This is a genomic window from Salicibibacter cibi, assembly GCF_016495865.1.
GTDB lineage: Bacteria > Bacillota > Bacilli > Bacillales > Marinococcaceae > Salicibibacter > Salicibibacter cibi.
The window spans coordinates 3,062,972-3,086,399 of record NZ_CP054706.1 but is presented as its reverse complement, the minus strand read 5'-3'; the positions used below and the strand labels follow the sequence as shown (position 1 = coordinate 3,086,399).

The 23,428-nt window shown below is 44.5% G+C and carries 23 protein-coding genes and 1 pseudogene; 17 read left to right on the top strand and 7 right to left on the bottom strand.

The window, feature by feature from the left end:
* Window positions 1-15 precede the first annotated feature (15 nt).
* Together ald and HUG20_RS15280 are read left to right on the top strand one after the other, a co-directional pair.
* Window positions 16-1,152 carry an alanine dehydrogenase gene (gene ald / locus HUG20_RS15285; RefSeq protein ID WP_200085556.1) on the top strand — a complete coding sequence of 379 codons (1,137 nt, stop codon included), beginning with the start codon at window positions 16-18 and terminating at the stop codon, window positions 1,150-1,152.
* Between the two features lie 57 nt (window positions 1,153-1,209).
* Entirely contained in the window at window positions 1,210-1,890 is a 681-nt protein-coding gene (locus tag HUG20_RS15280) for a metal-dependent hydrolase (RefSeq protein WP_200085555.1), read from the top strand.
* Window positions 1,891-2,164: 274 nt separating this feature from the next.
* Here the strand turns inward: HUG20_RS15280 and HUG20_RS15275 are convergent, their stop codons facing one another.
* From HUG20_RS15275 to HUG20_RS15260, 4 genes are all read right to left on the bottom strand, one after another.
* Window positions 2,165-2,980, bottom strand: a complete 816-nt coding sequence (locus HUG20_RS15275) for an ABC transporter permease (protein WP_200085554.1) — start codon at window positions 2,978-2,980, stop codon at window positions 2,165-2,167.
* A 15-nt stretch (window positions 2,981-2,995) separates the two neighbouring features.
* Window positions 2,996-3,781: an ABC transporter ATP-binding protein gene (locus HUG20_RS15270; RefSeq protein WP_200085553.1), complete on the bottom strand. Its 786-nt coding sequence runs from the start codon at window positions 3,779-3,781 to the stop codon at window positions 2,996-2,998.
* Between the two features lie 55 nt (window positions 3,782-3,836).
* Window positions 3,837-4,883, bottom strand: coding sequence for an ABC transporter substrate-binding protein (locus HUG20_RS15265; protein WP_200085552.1), 1,047 nt, complete (start codon window positions 4,881-4,883; stop codon window positions 3,837-3,839).
* A gap of 183 nt (window positions 4,884-5,066) precedes the next feature.
* Complete coding sequence (locus HUG20_RS15260; RefSeq protein ID WP_200085551.1) at window positions 5,067-5,600, bottom strand: cupin domain-containing protein; 534 nt, start codon at window positions 5,598-5,600, stop codon at window positions 5,067-5,069.
* 353 nt (window positions 5,601-5,953) lie between these two features.
* On the opposite strand from HUG20_RS15260, the gene HUG20_RS19615 reads away from it, so the two are divergent.
* The 6 genes from HUG20_RS19615 (at window position 5,954) to HUG20_RS15235 (ending at window position 10,692) form a co-directional block, all read left to right on the top strand.
* Window positions 5,954-6,085, top strand: coding sequence for a hypothetical protein (locus HUG20_RS19615; protein WP_281392433.1), 132 nt, complete (start codon window positions 5,954-5,956; stop codon window positions 6,083-6,085).
* A gap of 89 nt (window positions 6,086-6,174) precedes the next feature.
* On the top strand, window positions 6,175-6,939 hold the full coding sequence (gene nadX, locus HUG20_RS15255; protein WP_200085550.1) for an aspartate dehydrogenase: 765 nt from the start codon (window positions 6,175-6,177) through the stop codon (window positions 6,937-6,939).
* Window positions 6,940-7,042: 103 nt separating this feature from the next.
* Window positions 7,043-7,870, top strand: a complete 828-nt coding sequence (locus HUG20_RS15250) for an alpha/beta fold hydrolase (protein WP_200085549.1) — start codon at window positions 7,043-7,045, stop codon at window positions 7,868-7,870.
* A 123-nt stretch (window positions 7,871-7,993) separates the two neighbouring features.
* Window positions 7,994-8,782 (top strand): IclR family transcriptional regulator, encoded by a 789-nt coding sequence (locus HUG20_RS15245; RefSeq protein ID WP_200085548.1) that lies wholly within the window; start codon window positions 7,994-7,996, stop codon window positions 8,780-8,782.
* Between the two features lie 225 nt (window positions 8,783-9,007).
* The gene (locus tag HUG20_RS15240) at window positions 9,008-9,268 is read left to right on the top strand and encodes a hypothetical protein (protein WP_200085547.1); all 261 of its coding nucleotides are present in this window, start codon (window positions 9,008-9,010) and stop codon (window positions 9,266-9,268) included.
* A 116-nt stretch (window positions 9,269-9,384) separates the two neighbouring features.
* The gene (locus HUG20_RS15235) at window positions 9,385-10,692 is read left to right on the top strand and encodes a DRTGG domain-containing protein (RefSeq protein WP_200085546.1); all 1,308 of its coding nucleotides are present in this window, start codon (window positions 9,385-9,387) and stop codon (window positions 10,690-10,692) included.
* Window positions 10,693-10,873: 181 nt separating this feature from the next.
* Here HUG20_RS15235 and HUG20_RS15230 read toward each other — a convergent pair whose 3' ends face one another.
* Complete coding sequence (locus tag HUG20_RS15230) at window positions 10,874-11,197, bottom strand: YtpI family protein (RefSeq protein ID WP_200085545.1); 324 nt, start codon at window positions 11,195-11,197, stop codon at window positions 10,874-10,876.
* A gap of 91 nt (window positions 11,198-11,288) precedes the next feature.
* Here HUG20_RS15230 and HUG20_RS15225 point away from each other — a divergent pair, with 91 nt between their 5' ends.
* Window positions 11,289-12,236, top strand: coding sequence for a DHH family phosphoesterase (locus HUG20_RS15225; RefSeq protein ID WP_200085544.1), 948 nt, complete (start codon window positions 11,289-11,291; stop codon window positions 12,234-12,236).
* Between the two features lie 44 nt (window positions 12,237-12,280).
* On the opposite strand, the gene ytrI is transcribed toward HUG20_RS15225, so the two are convergent.
* Window positions 12,281-12,784, bottom strand: a complete 504-nt coding sequence (ytrI, locus tag HUG20_RS15220) for a sporulation membrane protein YtrI (protein ID WP_200085543.1) — start codon at window positions 12,782-12,784, stop codon at window positions 12,281-12,283.
* Window positions 12,781-13,119: a sporulation membrane protein YtrH gene (gene ytrH / locus HUG20_RS15215; protein ID WP_200085542.1), complete on the bottom strand. Its 339-nt coding sequence runs from the start codon at window positions 13,117-13,119 to the stop codon at window positions 12,781-12,783. Before ytrH ends, ytrI begins: the two co-directional genes overlap by 4 nt.
* 91 nt (window positions 13,120-13,210) lie before the next feature.
* Here ytrH and dnaE point away from each other — a divergent pair, with 91 nt between their 5' ends.
* The 8 genes and pseudogenes from dnaE (at window position 13,211) to HUG20_RS15175 (ending at window position 23,377) form a co-directional block, all read left to right on the top strand.
* The gene (gene dnaE, locus HUG20_RS15210) at window positions 13,211-16,567 is read left to right on the top strand and encodes a DNA polymerase III subunit alpha (RefSeq protein ID WP_200085541.1); all 3,357 of its coding nucleotides are present in this window, start codon (window positions 13,211-13,213) and stop codon (window positions 16,565-16,567) included.
* A gap of 192 nt (window positions 16,568-16,759) precedes the next feature.
* Entirely contained in the window at window positions 16,760-17,956 is a 1,197-nt protein-coding gene (gene ystJ, locus HUG20_RS15205) for an NADP-dependent malic enzyme (protein WP_200090545.1), read from the top strand.
* An 86-nt stretch (window positions 17,957-18,042) separates the two neighbouring features.
* Entirely contained in the window at window positions 18,043-18,930 is an 888-nt protein-coding gene (gene accD, locus HUG20_RS15200) for an acetyl-CoA carboxylase, carboxyltransferase subunit beta (RefSeq protein WP_200090544.1), read from the top strand.
* Window positions 18,908-19,861, top strand: coding sequence for an acetyl-CoA carboxylase carboxyl transferase subunit alpha (accA, locus tag HUG20_RS15195; RefSeq protein ID WP_200085540.1), 954 nt, complete (start codon window positions 18,908-18,910; stop codon window positions 19,859-19,861). Before accD ends, accA begins: the two co-directional genes overlap by 23 nt.
* Before the next feature lie 12 nt (window positions 19,862-19,873).
* A complete protein-coding gene (gene pfkA, locus HUG20_RS15190; RefSeq protein ID WP_200085539.1) occupies window positions 19,874-20,833 on the top strand; it encodes a 6-phosphofructokinase in 960 nt (319 codons plus the stop codon).
* Window positions 20,834-20,897: 64 nt separating this feature from the next.
* Window positions 20,898-21,092: a hypothetical protein gene (locus HUG20_RS15185; protein WP_211199988.1), complete on the top strand. Its 195-nt coding sequence runs from the start codon at window positions 20,898-20,900 to the stop codon at window positions 21,090-21,092.
* A gap of 87 nt (window positions 21,093-21,179) precedes the next feature.
* Window positions 21,180-22,936, top strand: a pseudogene (pyk, locus tag HUG20_RS15180) (pyruvate kinase).
* 45 nt (window positions 22,937-22,981) lie between these two features.
* Window positions 22,982-23,377, top strand: a complete 396-nt coding sequence (locus HUG20_RS15175) for an FxsA family protein (RefSeq protein ID WP_200085537.1) — start codon at window positions 22,982-22,984, stop codon at window positions 23,375-23,377.
* Window positions 23,378-23,428 lie beyond the last annotated feature (51 nt).

Sequence of the window (23,428 nt, the reverse complement as noted above, 5' to 3'; positions counted from 1 at the left end):
AGGGGGGCGGGGAATATGCAAATCGGCATACCGAGGGAAATTAAAAATCAGGAAAATCGCGTGTCACTCACACCAGCAGCTGTCGTGCAGTTAAAACAAAAAGGACACCAGGTGCTCGTGGAAACGAAAGCGGGAGAAGGTTCAAGTTTCACGGATGAGCAGTATGAAAAAGCGGGGGCTGTAATCGTAAACAATGCGGAAGAGGCATGGGGAGCAGAGATGATCGTGAAAGTGAAGGAGCCTCTGCCGTCTGAATATCAATATTTTAGAAAAAATCAATTATTGATTACATATTTGCATTTGGCCGCCGAACCGGAGTTAACGAAAGCACTGTTGGACAATGAAGTGACTTCTATAGCCTATGAAACCGTTCAATTAGCTGACGGGTCACTGCCGCTTTTGATGCCGATGAGTGAAGTAGCCGGGCGTATGTCCACGCAAATGGGTGCGCAATATCTGGAAAAAACGAAAGGCGGCAAAGGGATTGTGCTTTCCGGTGTTCCCGGGGTACAGCGCGGGAACGTAACGATTATCGGTGGAGGCGTAGCCGGTACCAATGCGGCAAAAATTGCGCTCGGTTTGGGTGCGAACGTCACGGTTCTCGATCTCAATCCGCAAAGGCTTCGCGAGCTTGATGATTTGTTTGGTTCGCAGATCAACGTACGGATGTCTGATCCTGTTTCAATTGATCAAGCCGTCCGGGAAGCTGATCTTGTCATTGGTGCCGTTCTTATCCCCGGCGCAAAAGCGCCGACACTCGTGAAGGAAGAAACGTTAAAAACGATGCAGCCGGGGTCGGTATTGGTCGATATTGCCGTTGACCAAGGGGGAATTTTCGAAACAGTGGACCGTATCACTACGCATGATGATCCGGTCTATGTCAAACACGACATTGTCCACTATGCAGTTGCCAACATCCCGGGCGCTGTTCCGCGAACGGCCACGATGGCACTTACGAACGTCACACTGCCGTACGTATCGAATCTAGCGAACAAAGGCTTATTGCAAGCCATGGGCGATGATGAAAGTTTGAAGAAAGGCCTGAATACGATTGCAGGGAAATTAACGTATGAGGCAGTCGGCCAAGCGCAAAGCATTGCGTCTGCAAATGTGGACGAAGCCCTTGCTTCTTTTGACAAAAAACACGTTTAATTATTCATTCATTCGGAAATAGATGCTTTAGAATTATAAATAAGGGGATGGAAAACAATGAAACTAACTTTTCACGGCCAATCTTTTATCGAAATTGAGACACCCGATGCAAATGTTCTGATTGATCCTTTTATTACCGGGAATGGGACATGTGACATTCAACCGGAAGATGTAAATCCGGATGCGATTTTACTTACCCACGGACATCAGGATCACCTTGGGGACACGGTAGCTATCGCCAAGCGATCAAACGCCCTTGTCGTAGCGACGCATGAACTTGCCGGATACCTTGGTTCAAAAGGTCTGGAAACGCACCCGTTGAATATTGGCGGCGGCTACCAATTTAAATTTGGACATGTCAAATTGACGCCGGCTTGGCATAGTTCGTCCTATGCCGAGGAAGACGGGCAAATCATTTACACGGGCATGCCCACCGGGATTTTATTTACAGCTGATAACAAGACACTCTATCATTCCGGAGACACAGCCCTGTTCTCTGACCTGAAACTAATCGGTGACCATAATGATATAAGCGTTGCCTTTCTGCCGATCGGGGACAATTTTACGATGGGACCGGATGACGCGAAAATTGCAACGGAATGGATTAACCCGGAACTTGTCGTTCCGATTCACTACAACACCTTCCCGCTGATTGAACAAGACGGGCAAAAGTTCGTTGATGAACTGTCGCCGATTAAAGGCCGGGCACTGCAGCCGGGAGAAAGTGTGGATATATAAAGTGAAAGCTAAGGAGTAACCGAGGGTTACTCCTTAAAATATGAGCTTCATTCCCTGCCCAATCGCTCATAGCACCATCCGATGAGCGTCGTATCTCTGCTTGTCGGTCACCAACCGCACAAGGCCACAACCCTCTTCTCTAATTCCTTTTCCTCTGTAACGAGAACTCACTGCACCCCTTCGATTTGAGCCCGTTTCATTATCTTGTCTTGCCAATACAGGAATGAAAGTTAATTGAAAACAGGCAGTCGTTCGGAAGCTAATGAAAATTTTTTTAAGGTTTCCATCTGGAAAAGCGCCTCTCAATTAGCCCCAATAATGCAGTAAGAGTAACACCTGTTAAAGTAATAACTAACACCCCTACGAACATTTGATCTGTCTGCAAATTTTGTCCATCACTAGTTAATTGATAACCAATACCGGCTGTTGAAGCAAACATCTCCCCAACTACTACAGCTATTAACCCTTGACCAATGCCTAATCGAATCCCATTCAATAAAAATGGAACAGTTGATGGAAGAGCTATTGTTTTAAAGATTTGTATATCATTCGCTGTAAAACTACGAGCAGCTTTTATTAGATCTTGATCCAAAGTATTCATTGCCTTTTGGGCACTCATGACAATTGGAAAAAATGCCATCAAAAATACAATTACAATTTTTGAAGCAGGACCAATACCAAAGGCAATAATAATCACAGGTAGCAAGGCTACTTTAGGTGTAACATATAATGCAGAAATGAAAGGAATGACTAGAGAATTTACAGTAGAATTCCATCCAGATAATATGCCCATGGGTATACCAACAGCCATTGCTAAAAGAAATCCGACACCAAATTGATAACCACTAACACTCATATTGCCCCAAAAAGTTGGATCTTGTATCATGCCTATGGATGCCTGACCAATTTCTATGGGGGAGCTTATAAATAGCGGGTTTACCCACTCATTATAAGAGGCAATTTCCCATATTAAAAGAAACGAAATAACTGAGAAAGTACTTATCACTAACCCCTTTTTTCTTTCTCCGAATTTTTTAGAATTCTTTTCTTTCAGATCAGATTTCTCCTGAATTGCTTCACTCTTAGCCATAATTTTCCCTCCCTTTTAAGATGATTCTTTTTCGATTAAGGACCAAATATGATCGCTATGTTTTAAAAACTCAGGGGTACGTTTAATATTTAATTTTCTTGGTCTTGGAATGTTAATATCTACTGTATCAACCACACGTCCAGGTCTTGCACCTAGAACAATTACTCTATCTGCTAAATAAACTGCCTCGTCTATTTGATGAGTAATAAATATACTTGTTTTTTTAGTTTCACTCCATATTCGAAGTAACTCCTGTTGCATAAACTCTCTAGTTTGCGCATCTAATGCAGAAAAAGGTTCATCTAACAATAAAAGAGAAGGATCTACTGTTAATGCCCTAGCTAAGTTCGCTCTTTGTTGCATACCTCCGGATAGTTCATGGGGATACGAGTTTTCAAAACCTTTTAGACCAACCATTTCTATATAATCGTAGGCTAACTTTCGAGTTTCGTCTGAATCCCTATTTTGTATTTCAACTCCGTAAATTACATTTTTAAATACTGTCCTCCATGGTAAAAGACTAGGGGTTTGAAAAACCATTGATCTGTCCTTAGTCGGTCCCTCGACTTTTTCATTATCTAATAAAATAGTTCCTTTACTCGGTTTAACAAAACCAATTATCGTATTTAAAAGAGTTGTTTTTCCGCATCCACTTGGTCCGACTATACAGATAAATTCACCATCGGTTATATTTATGTTAATATTTTGTAATGCTACGGTTTCAGTGTTTGTCTTTTCATTCACGTAGGTAACATTTAAATATTGCGTCGATAGCTTATAATGATCTTCTACTTGTTTCATAATACTTCCCCCCCTTGTATAGTATACAATTCGATTGTATGTTTAAACTTATTTCTTAATCTTGCTGGAATGCATTGTCAATATACTCATTTGTCCATAGATTACCCTCTTCAGTGTCATGTTCAGTATTTACTCCAGATAATTCATTAAATTCAAGTAAGGGATCTTGAGCATTATCCCAAGCATCTTGGCTCATCTCTCCATATCCTTGAAATGTTTCTTCCATTCCTACTAAGGCTTCTTCCAATATTTCTACATCTATTCCATCAAAATAAGATATAATTGATTCCGCTGCTTCATCTGGATTTTCCCGAGAAAATTCTATACCCTGACCAATTGCAAGAACCACATTTGTAGCTAATTCAGGGTTTTCTTCTATGAAGTCTCTTTTTCCAAAGACCACTTCCCATACTAAATCTTCATACATGGGCTCCTCACTCGCTTGAAACAGTAAATCTCCAGTACCTTCTTCTTGTGATAGTAAATAAAACGGCGGAGAAGCAACACCACCATCTACAGTGTTTTCTTGCATCCCTCCAATTTTAGGGCCGTTCCCTTGTAGATTAACCATTTCAAGGGTAGAAGGATCTTCTCCATATAATTGCATTAAATAACGCATATAAACATCTCCAGAGTCTCCCACTTCGTTGGTCCCAATAGTCGCCCCATTTAAAGCGCTAACCCTATCTTCTAATGAAGAATCTTCTGTAATATTGTTTTCTTCCATATATTCATTAGATACGGCTAACTCAAATGTTAACGCAGAATTTAAAGATTGAATAGCTACCAAATCTTCTCCGTCTTCAATGGGAGGAAACATGGCTCGTGGTGCATTTATTGCAAAATCAGCTTGATCTGACAACAAAGTAGCAATTACTTGGGATCCGCCTCCTCCTGAAGATACTTCTGGTTCAATACCCTGTTCTTCAAAAAAACCTTCTTCAATAGCTACATACAGAGGGGCAAAAGATAAAATATTTGTAGGTTCTGCAAATGTTACTTCAGTTAATTCTTCTCCTTCATTCCCTGTAGAATCATTACAGCCAACTAAAAAAAATAACACCCCACAAAGTATAATTGAGAGTAGTTTTTGGTTAATCATAATCATATACACCCTTTCTAATCTATAATAGAGCTAAAACACTTTATAGAAATCATTTAACTTTGACCAGCAGCTATTTAATAAAGAAGGAATGGCCCTAGAACATAATCATTATGCCGGAACCATGTTATTTTAAATACATCTGCATAAATAAAGTGAAATTACTTTATTTTTTGAGAAATATTATTCACCCTTAATAGTTGCTTCTCTTTCTTTTGTACGCTCTTTTCGTACTTTTTCTAGCTCGCTTCCTTCTGGGTAAGTTGGTATGTTAGGTTTGTTTGCTCCCAACATAACGAGCATTAAAGCCTCCTCTTCACCAATATTTTTAATTCCACGAAATACCCCTGGTGGGCTACTGATACAATCTCTTTCGTTCAATTCAATTTCATAAACTTCACTGTAACTATTTTCTTGTATAAGGGCTTTGACTTTCCCCTTCAGGATAAAGAATACTTCTTCAACATCATCGTGATGGTGTAAAGGACCGACGCATCCTGGAGGCAGTACCATCGTACTAAGAGTAAAGTGTTCAGCTTCAATAACGTCGGGGTCGTTATTTGCAGTAGCTCCCCGGCCTATATATCGCATTTGTGCACGCTGATAAGCTGGATCAATCTCTTCTTGAAATTTCAATACATTCCAATCAAGTTTACGATCCTGAAGCCTAGCCACGTATTTCTTCTCAAATTCCTCAATTGAAAAATTATTAGACATTTCATATTCCTCCTAAAAATTCTATGTTTTATAGATAAAACAATGGTTTATCTATAAAACTAATGGTAATTGATGCTCTCTGTTTTGTCAAACCTTTTAGATATTTTTCAACAATGAATTTTCGTAATTTAATTGACAAGTATTTTCGAGAATATTAATATTGAACCATATATAAAAACAGTTTTTATATATAATACAACTCTTTCTGTATGGGGTGCCTTTAATTAGGGACTGCTGACTAACGGAAAAAGACTGGCACATAAGCATTTTCCGTTGGTGTTGTCAAAGCTGGATGCAAGGAAATCCATCCTATAAGCAAAAAAAACCTTGCACTTCTGGCAACGTAAGGAGGGATGACGCTACAATGGCGAGACTCCAGCGGAAAAACGGACGCGTCAAGCCCCCCGCAGCGCCGGTTTTGCGCGAGGAGGCTTGACCGTTCGTCCGCGGAAAGCGAAGCCATTGCAGCGGCATCCCGGCTTTAGCTGATAGCTGCAAGTTGTTCAGCAATCCCTAATTATGGCTTGTATAAACAGATAGAGAAATCAGAGTTATTTGCTAAAGGAGAGATTTTATGAAAGTCGGACTAATTGGATTGGGTAACATTGGAAAATATATTTTAAGGAAAGTAAATATTGATAAGTGCATACCAGAAGCACACATACAGGCAGTTTTTATGCACAGGAAAATAAAGATGAAAAACATTGATGTTTTCGAATCATTTGATGATTTCCTGCAATCAGACATCGATGTAATAGTTGAAGCTGCTAATATAAAAGCGATTAAAAATTATGGACCAGACGTGTTGAAAGCTGGTAAAGACCTAGTCATTATAAGTGTCGGTGCTTTTGTAGATGAACTATTTGAGCAAAAAATCTATGATCTTTCAAAGAAATATCGCTCAAAAGTCTATTTACCATCCGGAGCTATTAGTGGTCTGGATGTGATACAAGCAGCGAACAATGATAGGCAATTAGACAAAGTGACAATTACAACCAAAAAACCGGCATCATCGTTAATCGATGAGCCGATCAATCAAGAGCGAGTGATTTATAGAGGAAATGCTAAAGAAGCCATTCAATTATACCCTAAAAATGCAAATGTTTCGATTATCTTATCACTGGCTGGTTTAGGAACTGAACAAACAAAGGTTCAAATAATTGCAGATCCTTTTATAACAAAGAATCAGCACTGCATAGAAGCACACGGGGGGTTTGGCCAAATAAATCTTCAAATCAAGAATGAACCCATGCCTGATAATCCCAAAACGAGCTATCTTGCTGCCCTCAGCCTATTATCCACACTAAAAAATATACACAAGACAGTTAATATTGTTTAATGGAAATATAACTTTTCAACCCCTGAGCAACTGCGGAGCATATTTTTTACAAGTGAGGAAGATACTACACTTTAACAGATTTAGAAGGGAGAAATAGACCATTATGCCTTACATTAAGTTGGAAAATCACACTATTCACTATAGACGTGAAGGAAGTGGGCCTCCACTAATTTTACTACACGGTATGGGAAACAATTCTCGATCTTGGGCTGATCAGTTGCAAGTATTACGTCATTATTATACAATAATTGCTTGGGATATGCCAGGTTATGGTTATAGTTCTGATCCTGAAAGCGAATTTCGATCATTTACCAAAATAGCCAGCGTACTAAAAAAGTTCCTTGATGCTATGGAATTGCAAGATGTGTATATTTTAGGTCATTCAATGGGCGCTGCTATTGCGCTTGAACTTTATAACCTTAACCCAAATTCAATTAAAGGGATTATTCTCGCAGATGCGACAAGAGGGTCGGCTGCACTTAGTAGTTCAGAGAATTACCAAAAAATGAAGAAACGACTAAGAGCGATTGACACACTATCTCCAGTAGATCTAGCTAAACAAAGGGTCAAGCATCTTTTGGCACCAAACCCTTCAAGGCAAGTACAAAAAAATGCAGAAATGATTATGTCAGAAGTTCGCCCTAAAGGATACCGGTCCGCTATCTTTTCATTGTCAAATTTAGATCAGATGAGGCTCTATTCCTTAATAAAAGTCCCAACTTTAATAATTTGTGGAGAGATGGACCAAATAACACCTCTTTCTGAATCGAGAATTATTCATTTCCATATACAAGAATCTGAGCTTGTTACTATACCAGAAACTGGTCATCTCTGCTATCAAGAAGACCCAAACACCTTTAATTATCAAGTGATGGTTTTCTTACGTAAACTGGAATACTCTCATAAAACAGTTTTTGGTTTACCGTGTTAATAAGTCTGGCGCAGGTATAATAAATGAAAGTGATAAACACATATTCATAAAAACTATGTGATCCATCATCATATTGAATAAATTTTAACAATGCATCTAGGATTACATTAAGGAGGGATACTGATGTCCAAAGAAAATAAATACAGCGCAAATTCTTTATCAAGGGGTTTACTTATTCTTACGTTTTTCAATAAAGAAAACCCTAGTCTATCTCTTTCTGAAATTTCAAAGAAGCTCGGAGTAAGTCGAACAGTTCCTTACCGTTTGCTCTATGAATTACAAAAGATGGGTTATCTGTATCAAGATACAGCTACAAAGCGATATAGCCTAACACCAAAAGTCTTAGAGCTAGGTTTTTCCTATATAAACAGTTTGGAATTTCCCGATATTGCTCAACCTCATATGGAAAAGTTACGTGATGAAATAGGAGCTTCTTGCCACCTTTCTATTTTAGATGGAAATGAAGTTGTTTATATCTGTACGGCTCCAGTTCGTGGGGTTGAAACTATTAACGTCAGTATAGGTATGAGATTACCGGCTCATGCCACGGCAAATGGAAAATTATTATTATCTTTTACCGAAAAAATACATTGGGGCAGTTTCGACCTTGAGTCCTTTACTGAAAATACAGTTATTTCAACTCAAGCATTTTATGAAGAACTTAAAAACATAAGGGAGCAAAAATATGCAATGTCAAGAGGGGAGCTACACCCTACGATCTCATCTGTTGCTGTCCCCATCTTTAATCGTGGAGGAAGTATTGCTGCTGCATTGAATGTTGTTATTGTAGAATCAATGTTCCCTAGCAATTTTAAAATGAATGTAGCTCTCCCAAAAGCACTCCAAGTTGCGAAAACATTATCTACTTACAAAGGATGCTATACCCCGAATTTTGGAATCGATCAAGCTTAGATCTTGTCATTTAGTAGGTAGAACTCTACTTGGTAAAACTGCAACCGAGTCACCAATAGCGAGTCTTGGATGTGTCTTGGCAACAGAACATATTAGGCGTAAACAGGCAGGCAGTAGGCCTGAAAGCGAGAGAACCTCGAAATGGGTTCACTTGGGAGGTTGAAGCCTGGACGAGTCATAGGAATGACGCTCCGCTCATATGCTAATGAGCAGAGGGGGGATCGAATGCGTTTACGTTTGCTTATTTCGTTGGGGATCGTGTTTTTCCTCTTATGGCATGCGATTGAACAATTCTCGTTACAAGCGGAAGGGTTAGCCGGTATTTTTGCCAGTGTATGGTTTGTTTTTGCCTTGCTTGTCGTCGGTGGGAATCTTTCGGCGTTGTTACATGAACGGCATAAGAAGAAAAACGGAGCCGTTGAAACAAGAACGATTCTCGAAAGTCGTAGAAAAGGGGATCAAACGCACGGACGACTTCGCGCTTGATCATCTGTCGCCCCACCTTTATAATGAAAAGAAACGAGCACGATTGTTTGCACGAAAACTTGGTTGGCTGCCAAGTTTTTTCATTTCATTCATTAGATTGGGGGTGAACATACCATATGTCAACGAAACACGAACAGATTTTGCAACATATTTATCATTTGGGTGTCGGGGAGAAGATTTCGGTCCGCAGGATTGCCAAGGTGATGAACGTAAGCGAAGGAACCGCATATAGGGCCATCAAGGAAGCGGAAAACCAAGGCATCGTCACTACGATCGAGCGTGTTGGGACGATTCGTGTGGAGAAGAAAAAGGAAAACTTTGAACACCTCACGTTTGCCGAAGTCGTCAACATCGTGGATGGACAAGTGCTTGGCGGCAGGGATGGATTACATAAAACATTGCAGCGGTTTGTGATTGGCGCCATGAAAATGGAAGCGATGATGCGCTATGTGGAACCGGGACACTTACTAATTGTTGGCAACCGTTATCAAGTCCACCAGCTTGCACTGGAAGCAGGAGCCGCAGTGTTGATTACCGGCGGGTTCGATACGAATGAAGAAACGATTGCCTATGCCAATGAACACTCTCTCCCGATTATTACGACAAGTTATGATACGTTTACGGTTGCCAGTATGATCAATCGGGCCATTTATGACCAGTTAATCAAAAAAGAAATCGTCTTCGTTGAAGATATATTGATTCCGTTGGAGGATACGCATTTTTTAACAACCGACCATATGGTGGAGCGCTGGCATCAACTTAATACAGATACGAGCCATAGCCGCTTTCCGGTCGTTAACAACGAGATGAAAGTACTGGGCATGGTAGCGGCGAAAGATATATTATCGATGAAAGAAAGTACGCCTGTTGAGAAAGTCATGACCGCTGAGCCGATAACGGTCAATGCGCAAACATCTTTGGCATCTGCCGCCCATGTCATGGTTTGGGAGGGGATCGAACTTCTTCCTGTCATTGATGGAGAATCCCGTTTGCTCGGTATTATCAGCCGGCAAGATGTATTAAAAGCTTTGCAGGTTGCCCAGCGGCAACCACATGTAGGGGATACGCTTGACGACCTTATCACCGGGAATGTGGAGGAAGCACCCGGCGGTTCTGTATACGATTATGTATGTGAATTAACCCCGCAGATGACAAATCCGATCGGGATGATTTCGTATGGGGTTTTGTCCACGTTGGTTACAGAAGTGGGCAGTCGTTTATTGCGCCGTCATCGTAAGGGAGATCTCGTCGTTGAAAATCTCTCGTTATATTTTTTGAAGCCGGTTCAAATCGAAAACGAGATTGAGATGAAAGGAAAGATATTGGAAGTCAGCCGAAAAAGCGGGAAAGTGGATGTGGAGCTGTATCTTGAAGATGAACTCGTCGGGAAAGGCCTTATGATGGCCCAACTCTTGGAAAAATAGCAGGGGCGAGGATTGTGATAAACGGTTCATGCGGTTCATGAAACCCGAATGTGCCGGAAAACGGAGCTTTTTGGTCGCCATAGAGTGCTCATGAGTCCCGACACGAAAAAACTTCCGGGCGAAACCGGATGACCCCGATCGGGACACGAGAGCTGCAGGGAGACTTTCACCCCCCCGTCTCTCACTTCCCGCTTCCGGAAATTCGCATAGCTTCAGACTCTTCTTTCGCAAAGGGCAGCACTTTCCTGTAGTATTTACTCCCGTAGATGACATAGACAAGCCCTAGCAACGAGAAAACAAGTCCGACGATAAATTCCACAACGCCCCACATGGGTGGCAACATGAAAAGCAATCCGGGAGCCAGTATGAAAACGCCCAATGCTATCATGGCCTTTGTTTGGTACCATTGTTTAATGGCTTCTCGGGAGGCGCGGAAACGTTTGAATTTATTGTACACATAGAGTGCGATTGAAATCGCCATAACAATGGGAACGATTATAGTCATCAAAATTCCTCCTTACAAGCCCTAGTGTACCTTTTTTTTCTTCGATTTGAAAGTAAGAGCACAAGTTTTAAAAGGCAAAGGAGCCAAAAAAATGAAACAGAAACTTTTTGATACGATTGCCGCTTATGAGCAAATCATTATTTGTCGCCATGAACGTCCGGATCCGGACGCGATCGGCTCTCAAGCTGGGTTAGCGAGATTAATTGAAATCAACACCGGGAAAAAAGTACAACTGGCCGGTGAAGAGGAACCGTCCCTTTCATTTTTATCTGAAATGGACACGATTGATGATGAAGCATTTTCGAAGGCGCTCGTTATTGTGTGCGACACGGCGAACACCGGACGGATTGACGACGAGCGCTATAAAAACGCCCGTGAACTTTTTAAAATCGACCATCATCCGCTTGTAGATGATTATGCCTCCCTCGCGTGGGTGGATCCGACATTCAGCTCAACATCGGAAATGATCGTTCATTGGTATGAAACGACCGCTTCTGCGCATGGGTGGAAGCTCGACGGTGAGTGCGCCCGTCTATTATACGCAGGGATTGTCGGAGACACGGGACGTTTTTCCCATCCGAACACATCGGCGCGTACATTCAAGGCTGTTCAGCTTTTGTTTGAAAGAGAATTCGATGTTCGTCGATTGTTTAATGAGATGTACAAAAAACCCCTTTCGCTGTTGCGAATGGAAGGCGAGGTGCTTTCCGATTTTACGTTGAGCGAAAATGGGGTTGGCGTTATCGTGCTTAGCCAGGAACAACTTCGGAAGTATCAAGTGAGCGTGAATGAATCATCAGCGATCGTGCATGCCGTTGCGAATGTGGAAGACATCGTTGCCTGGGTAACGTTCGTAGAACTGGAAGACAAAAGTTATCGGGTAAGGCTTCGTTCCAAAGGCCCTGTCATTAACGAGCTGGCGGGCCGATTCCAAGGGGGAGGGCACCCGCTCGCTGCAGGTGCAACCGCAGAAAATGATGAAGAACGAGCGCGGGTAGTGGAGCAGTTGGAAGAGATTTGTAAAGCGTACCGGACATAATTGCCTGGTTATGAAAAAAAATTACCAGGCATTCATGGATACAATCAGTCATCGGAAACGGGGACAATCTCTACATGGAGTTCCAACGTTCGATAAAGGGTTATCTGATGCACAATCAGGTTGTATTCGTAATCATTGGCTAGATAACGTTTATTTTCAATGGTTCTCACGAGTAGTTCTCGATTTTCAGCAACATTTTCCAGATTTTGGTCTAATAGGTGTTCCAATTCTTCCGTGGCCTGTTGTTCGATGTCATATAGTGCGAGTTCGCTGAGGCGGCTTTCTTCCTCATTTTCAAAGACAATTGAAATTTCTTCAATGATAAAATCATCGTCGTTGTTTTCCTCCTGTTCCCGTTCCCGTAGCGATTCAAGATTACGTTGCAGTTGTTCGATGTGCAATTCATTTTTTCCGAGTTCCACGATCATTTCTTCGTGCACTTTGCCAAACTGAAAGAGGAAAATACACCAGCCAATCAGTGCGCCGATAATGACACCTGCCAAAAATCTTTGCCAGCCCGGACGCCGGTAATAGGGAGGGATTCTCATGGGTGAATCTGTTCCTGTGTAATCCATTGGATGATCAGCGCACCGATATTTGCGCCGGATAAAGCTGCCAAAATCATACAAACGGTTTTATAGATATCGATATGTGTGCCGTAAAAAAGACCGCGTTCCAAGCTGGTGATCGCATCAAACGTCCCTCCGATGGCAGCAACAAGCGCCCAAATTTTCAAGCTGCCGGCTAAATCGTGGATGGTTGCAAGCGGCGGTTTTCCGATCATGAAAGCGCCAATTCCGCCGATAATGGCTCCGCCTAGCACTACCCCGAAGGCAACGAAAAAATCCAAAACCAATGTAGCCAAAAAATCTCTGGTAAACATGCGCCGGGTTCCCCCTATCTGTCGAAACAACCTTATTCCCATTTAAGCATGGATCGTCTATGTTCATGTATAATCGATAGAGGGCCAAGTTATGCTTGTTTTAGATGTGGGAAAAGGAGAGAGTGCCGTGGATTCATTTGTCCATTTACAAGTACGAAGTGAATACACCTTGCTCGAGAGTACGTGCCGCATCGAGGCCCTCGTGGACCGGGCGGCTTCTCTCGGATATTCCGCCTTGGCTTTGACAGATCGAAACGTCATGTATGGTGCCCATAAATTTTATAAACGCTGTAAGGAGCGAAAAATAAAACCGCTTTTCGGTTTGGAATTAGATGTAGATTTTGAGGAAAAAGCGAAAAAGACACTCCTTTTAATCGCCGTCAATCTGACTGGCTACCAGCAATTAATGGTGCTGTCGGCTGAGACCCAATCTCAATCGGAGCCCGGGGTTCATGCTGAATTTTTTTATCGGCATTGTAGCGACCTAATCGTTATTCTTCCTGAGGAGACGGACAGGGAGCATACCAGGGAAATTGCTTACGCTTTGAAGGAAAAGGTTGGTTCGGATCGCTTATACGCCGGTTGCCTTCCCGCTCCTTTACCGGAAAGGGAAGAACGTCAAGATTGGATCGCGTTTGCCGATGCAATGAAGTTGGATCGGGTGGCGTGCGGCAATGTTTCTTTTTTAACAGAGGAAGATAGAAAATGGCGGCGCTGTTTGGAAGCTATTCGTAGCAATCGTCCCCTCGAAGACGTAAGCCCGTTGGAATGGCGTGAGGAACATGTGCTTTTCCCTGCTTCTTATGCTGAACAGGCATGGGCGCATGATAAGATAGCAATGGAAAACGCAGTTGCAATCGCGGATCGTTGTTCGGTAGAACCGGATCAACTGCAGACAATGCTTCCTTCTCCCGATCTTGGCGAGGAGCGACCAAGGGATGCATTGAGAAGGATTTGTTTTCAAGGCGCGAACGAGCGGTACGGCCGCTTGGACGATCGCGTGCTCGAGCGACTGGAGCATGAACTTGCCGTTATTGAGAAGATCGCGTTCGAAGACTACTTCCTTATTGTTTGGGATTTTATGGCTTATGCCAGAGACGCAGGCATCTTAACCGGACCCGGTCGCGGTTCGGCCGCGGGGTCGATCGTTGCGTATTGCTTGTATATTACAGACGTTGATCCCCTTGCTTATGAATTGCTATTTGAACGTTTTTTAAATGAAGCGCGTGTTTCTTTGCCGGACATCGACATTGATTTCCCCGATCATCGCCGGGAAGAAATGATTGCATACGTGCGAAATAAATACGGGACCGCGCATGTTGGACAGATTATTACATTCGGTACATTCGGACCCCGCGCCGCGCTTAGGGATACGGGAAAAGCGTTGGGAAGCCCGCAGGCGCTGATCGAACGAGTCATTCGCTCGCTTCCTTCCGCGCATGCAACCTTAAAAACGGCAAGAAAGGGCGATGATAAGCTTTCGGATTTATTAAAGGAAAATAAAGAGGCGAACACATTGTTTCAATATGCTGAAGCCATTGAAGGCCTTCCCCGTCATACGTCTTTGCACGCGGCCGGGGTCGTTCTCAGCGCCCGGCCTCTGTCGGAAATTGTGCCTACTGCCGGTGGTCCGTTAACGGTCGTTACCCAATTGCCGATGGAAGACTTGGAAGCATATGGGTTACTGAAAATTGATTTTTTAGGGCTCAGAAATTTAACGTTGCTGGAACAGCTTCGCGATGAGGTACAACGCATGGAAAATGGAAGTGGTAATGGGCACGGATCCATTCCGGAGGATGATCCGCAAACGTTGGCGATGCTTGCCGCCGGGAAGACGACAGGGATTTTTCAATTTGAATCCGCGGGAATGCAGCGAGTGTTAAAGAAATTGCAGCCGACAACGTTTGAGGACTTGGTTGCGGTCAATGCGCTGTACCGCCCCGGTCCGATGGAGCAGATCGATGTTTATATTGCAGGCAAGCATGGCCGCCGCGAGATAAACAACGCCCATCCGGATCTGGCGCCGATCTTGTCCCCGACTTACGGGGTTATCGTTTATCAGGAACAGATTATGCAAGTAGCCGTGCAAATCGCGGGTTACTCATTGGCGCAAGCGGACTTGCTCCGCAGGGCCGTGAGCAAAAAAGACCGTGAAGAATTGGAAAATGAAAAAGCGTCATTTATCAATGGTGCGCTTGCCAATGGTTATGAGAAAAAGGCCGCTACCCAAATTTATGCATGGATTCTGCGTTTCGCCGATTACGGCTTCAACCGTAGCCATGCAGTGGCTTATAGCTTTATTGCTTACTGGTTGGCCTATTATAAAATGCATTATCCCCTCGTTTTTTTCTCTGCCTATCTGTCGATGGTGGAAAATGATAAGGAGCGGCTTGGGAAAGCCATTCGAGAGATGAAGAACCAAGACTTGCACATCTACCCGCCGGCGGTAAACAAAAGCAAGGAGACCTTTGCACCGGAAGAAAAAGGCGTGCGCTTTCCCTTGCAAATCATTACCCAGGTCGGCAGGCAAGTAAGCGGGAAGCTCATCCGGGAAAGGAATAAAAGTGGGGTGTTTCAAACCTTTATTGATTTTTGTGCACGCACCGCTCATTTGCCGGTAAATCGCCGCATGCTTGCAAATCTCATTAAAGCAGGCGCATTTGATGATCTTCACAGTGATCGTGCCAAATTACTCGTATCGATTGACCGGGCGCTTGAATTTGTGGATTTCGAGCAGGACTTGGGGCAACTGTTTGAGCGGGGAAGCGGAGATTTTCGCTATGCGGATACTACGCCGCTTAGCCCGGAAACATGCTACATGTACGAAAAAGAAGTGACCGGTTTTTATCTGAGCGGGCATCCCCTCGATCAATACGAACATCTTATTGCCATACGCTCGCCTTTGGCACTCGCGGAAGTAGAACAGGCGCCTGTGAAAAGAGAACGTTGGATCATGGGTGCGATTGAACATGTGAAGCAAATTCGCACGAAAAACGGACAAACAATGGCGTTTTTGCAACTTAGTGATGACAGTGCCAATTGTGAAGTGGTCCTTTTTCCAAATGTGTATCGGCAAGTGAATCATGAACTGGAGGAACAACGCTATGTGTTTGTGCGCGGAAAGCGGACGGTTGACCAATACGGCAATAAAGTAATTGCCGATGATGTGATCACTGTAGAACGTGCGCAGGAAGAAGCAGCAACCGTTCTTTACATTAAATGGACGGATGAAACGCATGAACATGCCCAATCCCACCGACTCAAAAAGTTGTTGCAAAAAATGCCCGGTTTCTCCCAAGTGCGCGTATACAACGAAAAAACGAAGCAATTATTTGCGTTTGATGATCGTTACCGTGTGCGCATCAATGACGAACTTCGTGCAAACGTAAAGCTGCTTGTAGGGGAGGAAAATGTCGCGGAACGGAAGAAATCAGAGGACAGCCGTTAAGCTAATCCTTCACATCAGCAAAGAAATATTTAATTTAAAGGTAAAAAAGGGTGTACGGGCAGGTTGTCTTTGTTATAATAGATCTCAATCAGAAAGCAGAGCGAACTGGAGCACATATTTTCGCAAAAAAATCCTAGAAGGAGTGTACAAATCGTGGATACAATAAAAGAAGAAGCGTTACATCTTCACAAAATGAAACAAGGAAAACTTGAATCCAAGTCAAAAATTCCAGTTCGTAACAGCCGCGACCTAAGCCTTGCCTATTCGCCCGGCGTAGCTGAGCCATGCAAAGAAATTAACGAGGACCCGGAAAAGGTCTTTGATTACACGATGAAAAGCAACATGGTTGCTGTCGTTTCAAATGGGAGCGCCGTGTTAGGTTTGGGAAATATCGGGGCATCTGCTTCTCTTCCCGTCATGGAAGGAAAGGCGGTTTTGTTTAAATCGTTTGCAGGCGTAGATGCCTTTCCTATCTGTTTGAATTCTGCAGACAACGAGAAAATCATCGAGACAGTTAAAATGATGGAGCCTTCTTTCGGCGGCGTTAATCTTGAAGATATTGCAGCGCCGGATTGTTTTATCATTGAGGACCGATTGAAAGAAGAAACGAATATTCCTGTTTTTCATGACGATCAGCACGGCACAGCGATTGTGACTGTCGCCGGGTTGATCAACGCATTAACAGTAGCAGGAAAGAGTCTCTCTGAGGCCAAGGTTGTGATCAACGGCGCAGGAGCAGCGGGCATTGCCGTTATTAAATTGCTCATGAACATGGGAGTTGAAGAAATCATCATGTGTGACTCCCGAGGTGCGATTTATGAAGGCAGACCTGAAGGCATGAATGAAGTCAAGGAAAATGTGGCGAAAGTGACCAATCTTGAGAGAAAAGAAGGTCCATTAGTGGATGTCATCCATGGGGCCAATGTTTTTATCGGTGTTTCCGTCGAAGGGGCATTAACGAAAGAAATGGTTCGGTCGATGGATGACCATCCGGTTATTTTTGCAATGGCAAACCCAACTCCGGAAATCATGCCTGATGTTGCGAAAGAAGCCGGAGCAATCGTCATCGGCACCGGGCGGTCGGATTATCCGAACCAAGTGAACAATGTCCTTGCTTTTCCGGGGATCTTTAGGGGCGCCCTTGATGTCAATGCCTCCCATATTAATGAGGAGATGAAGCAAGCAGCCGTTTATGCGATTGCTGACCTTATCGGTGACGACGAATTATCGTCGGATTATACGATTCCGGCTCCATTTGATCCTCGTGTCGCCCCGGCAGTGGCTGCCGCGGTAGCGAAAGCCGCTATGGAAACAGGCGTGGCAAGAAAAAATGCCGACCCCGAGGAAATTGCCGAACGAACGCGCAAAGAAGCTTTGATTGAGGAATAAGCAAGCGCGATGGGTAAAAAGCGATCGCCAATAAAGGCGGTCGCTTTTCAAACGAACGGCTTAGGAGAACTAAAGAGGTGAACAGCTTGTTTAGGGATTTATTTTCAAAAAAAAGAAAGTATGCAACGATTCCATCGGAACGAACGCAGCCTACAAAAATGAATAACGGTGTAATGGCGAAATGCCCCAGCTGCAAAACCATCATGTACTCGCGTGAACTAAAAAAGGAATTGAATTTATGTAGCGAGTGTGGGCATCATTTTCGTATGACCGCCTATGAGCGTGTCGATTCTGTCATTGACGAGGAAACGTTTCGGGAAATGGACACGGGGATGTTCTCGGGAAACCCCTTGGATTTTCCCGAATACGAGGAGAAGCTAAACAAAGACCAAGAAAAAACAGGATTGAACGAAGCGGTTGTCACCGGAGAAGGAACGATCAAAGGGTACCCGGTTGTACTTGGCGTCATGGACGCGCGTTTTAGAATGGGAAGCATGGGCGCTGTCGTCGGAGAAAAAATTTCCCGCGCCATCTTGCAGGCGGAAAAAACCGGCGTACCGTTTATCATGTATAGTGCATCAGGAGGAGCGCGGATGCAAGAAGGAGTCGTAAGCCTGATGCAAATGGGGAAAACAAGCGTTGCTCTGGACCGTTTACATCGGGCTAACATTCCTTTTATTTCCATCATGACCCACCCGACAACCGGAGGTGTTTCGGCAAGTTTCGCGTCTTTGGGAGATTATAATTTCGCAGAACCGGGAGCGCTGATCGGTTTTGCAGGAAGAAGGGTGATCGAGCAGACGATACGCGAAGAACTTCCCGATGATTTTCAGACCTCGGAATTTTTATTGGAGCACGGGCAGTTGGACCGAGTCGTGTCTCGTTCGGAAACAAAAGATATACTTGTGAATATCCTGAAAATCCATGCGTGGGAACAGAAGGAGATTAACAATGAGCCAAAATCTTCCATTTGAAAAGCCGGTGGTCGACCTTCAAAATAAAATTAATGAGCTAAAAAATTTTACCGAGGACAAAGACATTAATTTAGAAACGGAGATTCGCCACCTGGAAGAACGATTGCAGGAACTTGAAGTTCAAATCTATGATGAATTAAACCCTTGGGAACGCGTACAGATTGCGCGTCACGCGGAGCGTCCGACGACGTTGGATTACATTGACTATTTGTTTTCTGATTTTCTTGAGTTACACGGAGACCGCCTCTACGGGGATGACGAAGCGATCATTTCAGGTATCGCCACTTACAAGGGACGTCCGGTGACCGTCATCGGCCATCAGCGGGGACGGAATACGAAGGAAAACATACGACGTAACTTTGGCAGCCCTCATCCTGAAGGGTATCGCAAAGCGTTACGTTTGATGAAACAGGCAGATAAATTCAACCGGCCGATTATTACTTTCATTGATACGAAAGGGGCATTTCCGGGAAAAGCGTCAGAAGAACGAGGGATAAGTGAAGCCATTGCGCGGAACCTGTTGGAAATGGCCGGTTTTGGTGTGCCATCAATAGGCATTGTCATCGGAGAAGGTGGCAGCGGAGGCGCGCTTGCCCTTGGGGTTTGCAACCATATGTATATGCTTGCAAACGCTACGTACTCCGTGATATCACCGGAAGGAGCGGCCACAATCCTTTGGAAAGATGCTTCCCAAGCGCAAAAAGCGGCGGAAACGATGCGCATCACAGCCCCTGATCTTGATGAATTCGGCATTATTGACGGAATTATTCCGGAAGTGCGCGGCGGTGCTCACTATGATATTAGAAAACAAGCCGGCTTCATCGAGCGAACGTTGGACGGCAGCTTAGCTGAACTTGCGAACTATTCTTCAGAGCAATTGCGGGATCAACGTTTTGAGAAATTCAATAAGATCGGAAAAACGGATGAGTAAGCGGGAGGTTCTATGCGAAACATAGGAATTTTGACGAGCGGGGGGGATTCTCCCGGGATGAACGCAGCCATTCGAGCAATTGTTCGGAAAGCGATCTACCATGATGTGCGTGTGTGGGGGATCAACTACGGGTTTGCCGGCCTTTTGAGCAATGATATTCATCCTTTGGAAATCGGCGATGTCGGCGATATTATCCATCGCGGGGGGACGAAGCTCTATACGGCAAGGTGTGAGGAGTTTAAATTAAAAGAAGGACAGGAAAAAGCGATGCGGCATTTACAAGACGCCGGGATGGATGCGCTCGTTGTCGTTGGTGGAGATGGTTCTTTTCGGGGAGCCCAAGCGTTGGACAATTTAGGTTTTCCGACGATCGGTGTGCCCGCTACCATTGATAATGATGTACCCGGCACTGATTTTACCGTTGGCTTTGACACTGCTTTGAACACGGTTATCGAAGCGATCGATAAAATACGGGATACGGCAACCTCCCACGAGCGAACCTATGTGATCGAAGTCATGGGGCGCCACGCCGGAGACTTGGCGCTATGGTCCGGGTTGGCCGATGGTGCAGAAACGATCCTCATCCCCGAACAGCCTTATGATATGGAAGACACGGTCCATCGTCTTGTAAGAGGGCATAAGCGAGGCAAAAAACATAGTATTATTATCGTGGCGGAAGGTGCCGCAAGCGGAGTGGACTTTGGAAAAGAAATTCAGGAACGCACCGGCTTTGAAACACGAGTTACTGTTCTGGGGCATATTCAACGCGGTGGTTCGCCGTCAGCTTTTGACCGTGTGCTTGCGAGTCGGCTCGCCGCACACGCAACGGAATTATTAATCAAAGGGAAGTCCGGTCGAATGGCCGGAATATTGGCGAATGAAATCGTTGATCAACCGATCAGCCATGCGCTGGAAAAAACCCATCACATTGATGAAAATATGTACCGACTGTCCCAGGAGTTGTCTATTTAGGGACTGCTGAATAATGGAAAAAGACTGGCACATAAGCATTTTCCGTTGCTGTTGTCAAAGCTGGATGCAAGGAAATCCATCCTATAAGCAAAAAAACCTTGCACTTCTGGCAACGTACGGAGGGATGGTGCTGCAATGGCGAGACTCCAGCGGAAAAACGGACGCGTCAAGCCCCCGCAGCGCCGGTTTTGCGCGAGGAGGCTTGACCGTTCGTCCGCGGAAAGCGAAGCCATGGAAGCGGCATCCCGGCTTCAACTAATATATGTAAGTTGTTCAGCAATCCCTATTTAGCGATTGGTTTTCTAACCTTCCACCTTCCATCGCTAGCAAACGGAAAGGATTTGTTATGATGAGAAAAACGAAAATCGTTGTAACGATCGGCCCTGCATCTGAGGACAAACAAACACTGAAACAGTTGATTGATGCCGGAATGAATGTTGCCCGTCTTAATTTTTCCCACGGAGACCATGAAGAACACCGTGCGAGAATACAAACGATTCGAGAAGCAGCAGCGGAGACCGGTAAAGAAATATCGATCTTATTGGATACGAAAGGGCCTGAAATTCGCACGTATGAAATGGAAAATGGAGAAGTGCACTTGCAAAAAGGGTCTGTCATCCGTCTCACAGGTGAGAATACCCCGGGAAATGCAAAGCGAATAGGTGTTACATACAAAGAGTTGGCAAATGACCTTTCTCCCGGTGACACTGTCCTTCTGGACGATGGGTTGATTGAATTGCAGGTAGAATCTGTTGACGGAAATGATGTCAATGCATCCGTCATGAATGACGGCATATTAAAAAATAATAAGGGCGTCAATTTGCCGAAAGTTAAAGTGAACTTACCGGGAATGACAGAAAAAGATGCGGAAGATATTCGCTTTGGGCTTGAAGAAGGCATTGATTTTATTGCCGCTTCTTTCGTTCGAAGGGCAGCCGATGTTTTTGAAATCAGGGAATTACTGGAATTTCATCAAGCTGAACAAACCCCTATCATCCCCAAAATAGAAAACGAAGAGGGGGTCGAAAACATTGAAGAAATCCTCGAAGTTTCCGAAGGAATCATGGTGGCAAGAGGCGACTTAGGAGTGGAAATTCCCCCGAGGAAGTTCCGCTTATTCAAAAAAAACTGATCGGTTACAGCAACAATCTGGCAAAACCGGTCATTACAGCTACACAAATGCTTGAATCGATGACGAAAAACCCACGTCCGACCAGAGCAGAAGCAAGTGATGTTGCGAACGCGATTTTTGATGGCACGGATGCGATTATGCTGTCGGGAGAGACAGCTGCAGGCGACTATCCTGTCGAAGCGGTTGAGACGATGAGTCGTATTGCGGTGAAGGCGGAATCCGCGTTAAACTATGAAGAGGTGTTGGATAACCGGACGAAGGAAAGTCGGACGACGATCACAAATTCGATCAGCCAAGCGGTAGCCAGAACAGCGTTAAGCTTGGACACATCCGCGATTCTTACAGCGACGGAAAGCGGCTATACGGCGCGGCTTGTTTCCAAGTACCGACCTAAATCAAAAATCGTTGCCGTTACGAGCGACATCCGTGTGCTCAGACGCTTAAACCTCGTATGGGGCGTATGTCCATTGCTTGGTGAAAAAGTGTCAACGACGGATGAAATGTTCGACATAACAGTAAGCGAAGCCCTTAAATCCGGCGTAACCAACTACGGAGACCTCGTTGTGATCACCGCCGGCGTTCCGGTTGGAGAAACCGGAACAACGAATATTATGAAAGTACACGTCATCGGTGAAGTCGCCGCAAAGGGGCAAGGAATAGGCCAGACAAATCCGTCCGGGAAAGCCGTTATTGCCCGTAACGCCCAAGAAGCGAACGATAAAATGGAAGAAGGGAACATTTTAATCGCGCCTTCGACGGATAAAGAGATGATGAATGCTTTTGAAAAAGCAGCGGCTGTCATCACCGAAGAAGGTGGCCTGACATGCCACGCTGCCGTTGTCGGCTTAACCCTTGGGATCCCCGTTGTCGTTGGCGTCGAACGTGCCATTGAACGTTTTGAAGATGGGGAAGAATTAACGTTGGACAGTGCACGGGGAGATATTTACAGAGGACATGCCAGTGTTTTATAAGCGTACAGGTCTCAGTAGGTTTTATCAGCCAAAGGAGGGATATTTTTGGCGAGGTTGTTTATCCTTTTGTTACTCGCAATCCCAATTATTGAAATCATCGTCATTTGGTTAGTCGGACGAGCACTTGGTTTTTTTCCTACGTTGCTCCTCTTGCTCCTCACAAGTGTGATCGGTGTATGGTTGGCGCGAAGAGAAGGCAGGCAAACATGGCAAGTGTTGCAACTGCAAATACAAAATCAGCAAACGCCGACGGGCATTGCCCTTGATGGCATCTGTATCCTTTTCGGAGGTTTTTTGCTTGTCGCCCCTGGTTTTCTCACCGACCTTCTAGGCTTTATGCTCATCCTTCCGTTTACGCGAACGTATATCAAAGGCTTCGTCCGCTATTTTTTCAATAAAGTGCTGATTAATCGAAATATCATGGTTATCCGACGGTGGTGAAAGCAGCCGTGGGTTCCCGCACGATATTTTGCGGTGTTGTCTTTCGTTAGA